Source organism: Stappia sp. (assembly GCF_048268045.1).
GTDB lineage: Bacteria > Pseudomonadota > Alphaproteobacteria > Rhizobiales > Stappiaceae > Stappia.
Map to the genome: position 1 here is coordinate 41569 of NZ_JBLWWG010000018.1, position 8831 is coordinate 50399.

The window sequence follows — 8831 nt, forward strand, 5'->3', positions numbered from 1 at the left end:
TTTTTCAGTCGGTCGCGCGCCCGCTCCTCCGGGTCCGCAACCGGTGCCGCCGCCCCGGCCCTGTGGGGCTGGGCGGCGGCCGTCAGTTCGGCGAGGCGGTCAGATCAGGCCCTTGAGGGCGGCGTCGATCGCCGTGCGCTGCTCGGCCGTGACCGGCTCCATCGGCGCGCGCGGTGCGTACATCGGCAGGCCCTGGCAATGCTGGATGTACTTGACGCAGGCCGGCAGGTTGTCGTGGCGCAGCGCGTTCCACAGCGTGTTGAGGCGGCGGTGCAGTTCCAGCGCCTCTGGGTGATTGCCGGCGCGCGTCAGCTTGAAGAGCTTCGTCGTCGCGCCGGGCAGGGCGGCGGTCAGCGCCGAGATCGCGCCATCCGCGCCGAGCGCGAAGCCCGGGTAGAGCAGGGCGTCGATGCCGGTGAGTACGATGTTGTCGGGCTTGCAGGTCTGGATCAGGTCCGAGAGCGACTTCAGGTCGCCGGAGCTCTGCTTCATGCCGACCACGCCGGGCACCTCGTCCATGACGCGCAGCATCAGGTTGATGTCGAGGTAGTTCCACGGGATCACGTTGTAGATCAGGATCGGGATACCCGTTTCTTCCCAGATCGTCTTGAAGTGGCGCACCGTGGCGTCGGCGCCGGGCTTGAAGAGATAGTGCACCGGCGTGACCTGCAGCGCGTCGATCTTCAGCCCGTCGAGCATCTTCACCCGGTCGATCGCCTCCTTGGTGGAGTTGACGATCAGCCCGGCGACAAAGGGCGCGCGCCCGTCGACCGCCTCGGCGGTGGCGAACATTGCGTCGCGGAATTCACCGTCGGAAAGCGCGTGTCCCTCGCCCGTGGAGCCGCCGGCGACGACGCCCGAGGCGCCTGCGGCGAGCGTCCATTCCATCTGCGCGGCAATCGCCTCCGGCAACAGCCGGCTTTGCGCGTCGAACGGCATGGTCACCGGGGGCAGGATGCCGGTGAGCCGCGACTTCAGCGCAGGCTTGTCCAGCGCGCTGATCCTAGCATCGACGTTCATTCAAAAATCCCTTCCATTCCGATTGGCGGAATCCAGTTCCGATAAAACTGTAGGGACAGAGAAAGCCTGTCGTCAATCTGAAATCTCAAAATAAGGTCTGTCGTTCCGTATTGCGGGATTTGCACGCAAGCCAGAGCATGTCGGGCACTGGTGCTCGGTACCGCGCGCGGCGCCCTGACACCTGAAGGCATGGGCACGAAAGTCCTTGCGGACGCTATGTGTCACGTCATTCTTTGGGCCTGCGAGGGCCTGCAAGGGCTTGCAGCGGTGAGGCGCAGCCGGCTCGAGCGAACCGCTGAAAAGGAAGGGGGGGGATTGTCGCGACTGCTGTTGGAGATGGACGAAGGCTTTTTGCGGAGGATCACTCAGTGCGTTGCGGCTGTGTCGTTTCCAGGTGGGTAAGCACGTTGACGAGGCGGCCAAACGGGTCGCGGACGTAGAATCGTCTCACGCCCCAGGGCTCCTGCCGGGGGCCATATTCCACGGCAAGTCCTGCCGCTCTGGCGCGTTGCAGCACATCCTCGAAATCGTCGACCTCGATCGAGAGATCGGGGACCGGCGTGCCGGAGCCTCCCTCGCTGGCGATGCTGATCTGCGGCGCGCCGAGGGCGGGCGGTGCGGCGAAGGTCATGATCCAGCCGTGGTCCATGACGACGTCGAGGCCCAGGATCTCGCTGTAGAAGGCGCGAGCGGCATCGGGTTGTGGTGCCGCGATGTTGGCGACTATGCGCTTGACCACCATAATTCTCTCCGTCGTTGAGCGGTTTACATGATCCGGCCGCGGCGGGAGGGCGCCGGCCGCCACCGAGGCTAGGGCCGACAGGGCGCCGGCCGCAATCTTGTCGTGCCAGGTGGGGATGCGCCGGAGCGGCTTGAGGCTGCCGCGGGTGTTCCAGGCGGGGCGCTGCGGGAGGCCGATGGAGAGGGTGCCTCACGCGGGAAAAAGGCCGTGCGCCGCTCAAAGCGGGCACGGCCTTGCGGATGTCGGCGGTTCGGCCTCAGCCGGTCTGGTCTCCGGCTTGGGCCAGCCGGTTGATCGCGGCGAAGTCGAGCTTGCCGGTGCCCAGAACCGGAACCTTCGCGACGGCGCGGACCTCGGCCGGAACCATCAGATCCTGCGCGCCGGTCTTCCTGGCGTGAGCGAGGAAATCGGCGCGGGTCGCGGTCGGACATTCGGTGATGAGCACCAGCCGCTCGCCCTTGCGGTCGTCGGCCATGGCCGCCACCGCCGACAGGTGTCCAGGCCACAGATGGCCGGCCATTTCCTCGACCGCGGCCAACGACACCATCTCGCCGCCGATCTTGGCAAAGCGTTTCGCCCGGCCCTTGATCGCGAGGAACCCGTCCTCGTCGATGTCGACGATGTCACCGGTGTCGTGCCAGCCGTCGCCAAGCGGACGAATGACGCCGGGCTCCTCGGCGAGCAGGTAGCCGAGCATCACGTTCGGGCCCGCGACATGCAGCCGACCGCCAACCTCGACGCCGGGCACCTTCTCAAGCCGCGCCGTCATGCCCGGCAGCAGTTTTCCGACCGTGCCCGGCTTGTTGAACATCGGCGTGTTGATGGCGATGACGGGGGCGGCCTCCGTGACGCCGTAGCCTTCCAGAATGCGAACGCCGAAGCGCTCCATGTAGGTGTGGCGGGTGGACGGCTTCACCGGCTCCGCGCCTGCAAAGCAGTAGCGCAGCGAGCGGAAGTCGTAGGCATGGGCCATCCGCGCATAGCCGTTCAGGAACGTGTCGGTGCCGAACAGGATCGTCGCGTTGGAGGCGTAGATCAGCTCGGGAACGATGCGGTAGTGCAGCGGCGAGGGGTAGAGGTAGATCGGCACGCCGGAGACGAGCGGCAGGATGGTGCCGGCCGTCAGGCCGAAGGAATGGAACATCGGCAGCACGTTGAAGAGCTTGTCGCTCGGCGTGAAGTCGATGCGCGCCGCCGCCTGCGCCGCGTTCGCCAGGATGTTGCGGTGGCTCAGCACCACCCCCTTGGGCTGGCCCTCGGAGCCGGAGGTGAACATGATCGCGGCGACCTGCGAGGCGCTGCGGGTCGCCAGCGGTCGGGTACGGTTCAGGCGTCCGACGACCTTCCGGGCGAAGCCGATTTCCTGGCGCACGTCCTCCAGCCAGATGAAGCGCACCTGCTGGCCGACTTCGGCGATGAGACCGTCGAGCTTCGCCTGGGTGATGAAGGCGCGCGAGGACAGCACGGTCGTGACCTTGGCGGAGCGGCAGGCGGAGGCGATGTTGCGTGCGCCGGCAGTGAAGTTGATCATCGCGGGCACCTTGCCCGCGGACATCAGCGCCAGCATGGTCACGACAGTGCCGTTGGCGTTGGGCAGCATCAGACCGACGTTTTCCTCGTCCGGCAGCATGTCTGTCAGCTTGCGCGCAAGCACGGCCGCGCCGGTCAGCAAGGTGCCGTAGGTGAGGGGGCCGGCGATCGGGTCCTCGATGGCGGTCGTCTTCATGCCGCGTTCACGCGCCGTGTCGATGACTCGCTCGACCACGGTCTTGTCCTCGCGGATGCTGGTCGAGAACATCAGGTCGGACATGATGCCGTAGAGCGCGGAGCCCGCCGCCGCGCGGCGCTTGCGACCCCTCAGATCCTCGGCCACGGTCAAGTGCTGCGGCTCCAGGATCGTCACCGTCACCTTCGGGAAAAGCCGTTTGCGGATCTGCGTCGGGCTCAGATAGGAGAACGGCGTCTTCTCGAAACCGTCGATGCGGATGGGCACGATCTTCGCCCCGGTCTTGTCCGCGACCATGGCCGCGCCGTCATAGACCTTCATCAGGCTGCCGGTGACGGTGATCCTTCCTTCCGGGAAGATGACCATCGGCTCGCCCGCATTGACCACCTTGATCAGCGAGCGCGTCGCCATCGGCTTCGCTGGGTTGACCGGCAGGGCGTTGGCGAGCTTCAGGAACGGCTTGATCCAGGGCTTGCGCGCGACATGATAATCGATGGCGAAGGTGGGCTTCCGCTCGCTCAGCGTCAGCGCCATGGCGGCGTCGAGATAGCTCACATGGTTGAGCGCCAGGATCGGTGCCTCACCGGCGTTCTGCAGGTTTTCCAGCCCCTTCACCTCCATGCGGAAGAAGGCGCGGTAGATGATGGAGATGAGGTCGCGGAAGGGGGAGGTCGGCAGCGTCTTGAGCATCACCACGGCGGCGAGAGCGTTGAGCGCGGCCAGCACCAGCATCACGCTCGACACGCCGAAGCCCAGTTTCTGCGCCACCGCGAGCGCGACGCCGGCGACCACCATGGTGGCCGCGCCCAATGCGTTGGCACCCGCAATGGTCCGAGCCCGGTGATCGGGGGCAGCCCAGGTCTGCAACGCGGTGAAGGTGGGGACCACCAGCATCGCGCCGGCAATCGCCAGCCCCGCCATGTCGAGCGCCATGCGCGCCACGCCCGCCTGGCCGAGGAAGTCGGCGAGCGGAAGCTGGGCGGCCGGGGCGGCGAAGCCGTTGACGGCGAAATGAATGTCGAGGCTGAAGAGCGCCATCAGCGCGGTGCCCAGCACCGCCGGCAGAAGCACGACCCGGCCGGCGCAGAACCATGCGGCAATGGCCGAACCGATGCCGATGGAGACCGCGAAGACGGTGAGGAAGAAGGTGATGGCCGCTTCGCCACCGCCCATCACCTCCTTGACGATGACCGGCAGCACCGCCATCACCACCGCACCCGCGACCCAGAACCAGGCGCTCATGGCGGCGACGCGGAACAGGCGGCTGTCGCGGGCGAGATCGGCGAGGATGGCCCAGGTCGAGCGCAGGATGTTGGCGTCGATCTTCAGGCCGGGGGCCGCGACCTGTGTGGACGGGATCTTGCGGCTGACGAGATAGCAGACGGCGGCAAGCGTCATCATGACGGGCGCGAAGAGGAGCGGGGCCTCGCCGCGGGCGAACAGAAGGCCCGAGGCGATCGTCCCGCCGAGAATGGAGATGAACGTGCCGGCCTCGATCCAGGCATTGGCGCGCGGCAATTCCTCGGTGTCCAGGTGATAGGGCAGGATGCCGTATTTCACCGGGCTGAACAGCGCCGAGATCGTGCCGAAAATGAAGAGCGCGACGAAGAGGACGGGGATCGACTGGAGCGCCATGCCGGCAACGGCGACCGCCGCGCCGCCGACTTCGGCAAGCTTCAGCCGCCGCGCGACGGTTGCCATGTCGCAGCGGTCGGCGATCTGGCCGCCCATCGCGGAAAGCAGCAGGAAGGGGGCGATGAAGACGGCGCCGGCCAGCGAGACGAGCGCGGCGGAGCCGTCGGCGACGTGGAACAGGATCAGGAAAACGAGCGCGTTCTTCAGGAAGTTGTCGTTGAACGCGGACAGGAACTGGGTCCAGAACAGCGGCGCGAAGCGCGGCGATTTCATCAAGGATCTGGTCATGAGGGCCTCCCTTGAGGGCAGTGGGGCCGTGCGCGGCCGGCAGAGGATTTTTGCGGCATCAGGATTTGCCGGAGGTGCCGACATCCATCAGCAGCTTCTCGGTGCGGGCATTCTCGATACGGTTGTGGAACTTCAGTGCCTCCTCCCGGTCGCGCAGGGTCTTGGTCAGCGCCACCGTGGTGTGCACCAGCATGACCGCGGCCATGGCGTAGAAGCCCTTGGCGGCGAAGCTCGCCTCCATGGAGTAGATGCCGATCGTCGTCATTGTCGCGGCGACGGCGAAGCTGGCCATCGTGAACAGCGTCCAGGCCTGCGAATGCTTGGGGGCGAAGTCTTGCATGGCGGTGTCTCCTTGAAAGCTCGGGTCAGTTGGTTTCGGCGTGACGTGCGATGCGGCGCGGTTGCGTGGGGCGGACTGTATAAGTGAACAATGTTCACCATTTGACAAAATCACGCCGGGGAGGCAGGGTCAAGAAGAAAATGAACAATGTTCAATTGTCAGGTCGGGGCAGGACGAATGGCGGGCATGCAGAAGGCCAGGAGCGAGGAGACGCAGCGCCGGGTGCTGGCGGCGGCGACCGCGCTGATGGAGGAGGGGGGCTTGCGCGCCCTGCAGATCCGCGCGGTGGCGGAGCGGGCGGGCTGTTCGGTCGGCTCGGTCTACAAGCACTATGCCGATGTCGACGCGTTGATCATCGCGGTGAACGGCATAACCCTGACGCGCATCCGCGCGGCAATGACGGCGGCAACAAGGGGGCTGTCCGGTCCGGTTGTCCGCCTGAAAGCGCTCGCCGCCGCCTATCTCGGTTTCGCGCGCGACAACGCCAACCTATGGCGCGGCCTTTTCGACCACGATCTGCCCGATGACAAACCGATCCCGGAGGAGCACAGGCAGGAGAACGTCATGCTGCTCTCCTTCATCGGCAGCGAGATACACGCCCTCGACCCGAGCCTGAACGAGGCGGCTCTCGCCGCGCGCGCCCGCACCTGTTTCGCCGCCGTCCACGGCCTCGTCGCCATCAGCCTGGAAAAGCGTTTCATCGGCCTGCCGGGCGCCTCGCTGTCGAGCGAGATGGACTTTCTGGTCGAACGGCTGGCGGGAAGGTGAAACGAAGCGCTTCCCTGCCTCGGCCACGGCCGCCGGATCGGCGCTCCCGCCAGATGAATTCGCGTGCTCCTACGGTCCAGCGGGAACCGTCGGACCAAAAGATCCAGGCAAATGCTTTGTGCCCTGATGGCGGTCGTTCGCGTTCTTGGATCCAGCTATCGTAAGCAGCCATTCACTCCGCTCCGTGCGAAGGTGCTGACTGGGCGGGAAGCCGACTTTTGCGGCAACCGCACTAATTCAATTCAAAACACGCGAAGCAGCCATTCGCGGTCGATGGCTTTGACGCAGAACCTCCTTCATTCCAATCTCTAATTAAAGCTCGTACTAGCTCCTTTTCGTATTGCGACGTGATCCAATTATCCTGCTACGGGTCGCCGGCGAAATTTAGCTTCCTACCAGCTCCTACAGACCTTAAGTTGTGGCGGATAGTACCTAACACGGAATTGCCTATGCCTTTCAATCTCAACTTCCCGGCGCAGAACGTCGAGGTATCACAGCTACAACTGGAACCAGGGCAAATGCTGTTCGTCCTTGGCGCCAATGGTACTGGCAAGTCGAGCTTGATGCACCGCTTTGCCGCACAAAACCGCAACCGGACTAGAAAGATCTCAGCGCACCGACAAACGTGGATGAACACCGACGCATTAGATATGACGCCTGCCAATAAGCTGCGAATAGAAAATAGCATTCGAAACGAAGATCAGAGTATTGAGTCGCGGTATCGCGATCAGCATGCTGCGCAACGAGCGAGCATGACGATCTACGAGCTCATTGACGCTGAGAACGTTCGGGCCCGATCAATAACGGCAGCGTTCGATGCTGGCGATATGGCTGCGGCAACCGAAGCCGCGAAGGTGGAGGCGCCGATTGCTGTCATCAATGAATTGCTTCTCCAATCCAACATCCCTGTCCGGATTAGCGTCCGCCAAAACGAACGAGTGATGGCGAGCAAGGACGGCGGGCCGGAATACAGTGCAGCGCAACTTTCTGATGGTGAGCGCAACGCCTTGTTGATTGCGGGTAACGTGTTAACTGCACCCCCCGGAACGCTCCTCATCATCGACGAACCCGAACGGCACCTCCACCGCTCGATCATCTCCCCGCTTTTAAGCCAGCTTTTTGAGCGGCGTTCCGATTGTGGGTTCGTCATCTCGACGCACGACCACGACCTGCCTCTGGAGGTGCCGGGCGCGAGAACGCTTCTGCTGCGCTCGTGCAACTTCGATGGCCGGAATGTTCAGGGTTGGGAGGCAGACGAACTACCGGCCGAAAACCCGATTGACGACATCCTCAAGCGTGATCTTCTCGGGGCTCGACGGAAGATACTTTTCGTTGAGGGAACCGAGAGCAGCTTGGATAAGCCGCTATACAGTTTGATCTTCCCCATGGTGTCGGTGATCCCTAAGGGCAGTTGCCGAGACGTAGAACAGGCCGTCGTGGGAAGTCGTGCGGGTGAAGGTTTCCACTGGCTACGCGCGTTCGGGATTGCAGACGGAGATGGCTATGCCCTCGACCAGATCACCGCGAAGCGTGAAAGAGGTGTTTATGCTTTGCCTTTCTATTCGGTTGAAGCAATCTATTTTCACCCGCGCATCATAGAGTGGATCGCGACACGCCAAGCAGCCGTTTCGGGCGAAGATGCTGGAGAATTGGCGCGCGCGGCTCTCGCAGCAGGGGTTGCCGCCGTCTCCGGGCACACTGAACGACTTGGCCGAAAGGTGGCAAAGAAAGCCGTCCGAAAATTGATCATGGAGCAAATCCCCAACGACGATGAACTTCTCGCTGGGCGGCAGGTCGTTATCGACAATAATGCAACAGAGATCAGAGCAACACGGAAAGCCGAACTTGATGCGGCAGAGGCAAATGGAGATTGGGAATCCATCTTGACCAAGTGCCCGGTGCGAGAGTCGAGTGCCCTCGCCGACATCGCTACCGCGTTGGGCTTCCGCAAGATTGAGGACTTTGAGAAAGCGGTGCGACACCTGCTAACAGTGGACAATGACGCCCTCGGATTTGTTAGGGGTCTGTTTGGCAACCTGACCGATCAGTTGGACGCTTGATCGAATTGCTGTCTCCCGAATGAACGGCAGCTTTCAGACACTTATCCTTACTATAGCGAATGACCGCTCCGGGCCGAAAGCGTCGCCGCAAGCCGTGTGCGCTAATGTCCGCTTTAGCGCCTAGTCAATCGGAAACCCTCCATTCACCTCACGTCCCCAAAGCCGACAGCCGCCTCTGGTCTGCCCCCAGAAAAGTGGTCCTTCTTGAAGTAGGCTTTCGAGCCAGATGGAGGACGAACGAATGGGACAGAA

At 63.5% G+C, this 8831-nt stretch carries 6 protein-coding genes; 2 read left to right on the forward strand and 4 right to left on the reverse strand.

From position 1 onward, the window contains the following. Nucleotides 1-99 precede the first annotated feature (99 nt). The 4 genes from ACN0WF_RS19335 to ACN0WF_RS19350 form a co-directional block, all read right to left on the reverse strand. On the reverse strand, nucleotides 100-1020 hold the full coding sequence (locus tag ACN0WF_RS19335; protein WP_417774408.1) for a dihydrodipicolinate synthase family protein: 921 nt from the start codon (nucleotides 1018-1020) through the stop codon (nucleotides 100-102). A 361-nt stretch (nucleotides 1021-1381) separates the two neighbouring features. Then, on the reverse strand, nucleotides 1382-1762 hold the full coding sequence (locus tag ACN0WF_RS19340; RefSeq protein WP_417774409.1) for a VOC family protein: 381 nt from the start codon (nucleotides 1760-1762) through the stop codon (nucleotides 1382-1384). Between the two features lie 256 nt (nucleotides 1763-2018). Then, nucleotides 2019-5411, reverse strand: coding sequence for an acyl-[ACP]--phospholipid O-acyltransferase (locus ACN0WF_RS19345; RefSeq protein ID WP_417774410.1), 3393 nt, complete (start codon nucleotides 5409-5411; stop codon nucleotides 2019-2021). Nucleotides 5412-5469: 58 nt separating this feature from the next. Next, nucleotides 5470-5751, reverse strand: coding sequence for a YiaA/YiaB family inner membrane protein (locus ACN0WF_RS19350; protein WP_417774411.1), 282 nt, complete (start codon nucleotides 5749-5751; stop codon nucleotides 5470-5472). A gap of 186 nt (nucleotides 5752-5937) precedes the next feature. On the opposite strand from ACN0WF_RS19350, the gene ACN0WF_RS19355 reads away from it, so the two are divergent. Both ACN0WF_RS19355 and ACN0WF_RS19360 read left to right on the forward strand, forming a co-directional pair. Beyond that, nucleotides 5938-6519 carry a TetR/AcrR family transcriptional regulator gene (locus ACN0WF_RS19355; protein WP_417774412.1) on the forward strand — a complete coding sequence of 194 codons (582 nt, stop codon included), beginning with the start codon at nucleotides 5938-5940 and terminating at the stop codon, nucleotides 6517-6519. Nucleotides 6520-6968: 449 nt separating this feature from the next. Further along, on the forward strand, nucleotides 6969-8579 hold the full coding sequence (locus ACN0WF_RS19360) for an AAA family ATPase (RefSeq protein ID WP_417774413.1): 1611 nt from the start codon (nucleotides 6969-6971) through the stop codon (nucleotides 8577-8579). Nucleotides 8580-8831 lie beyond the last annotated feature (252 nt).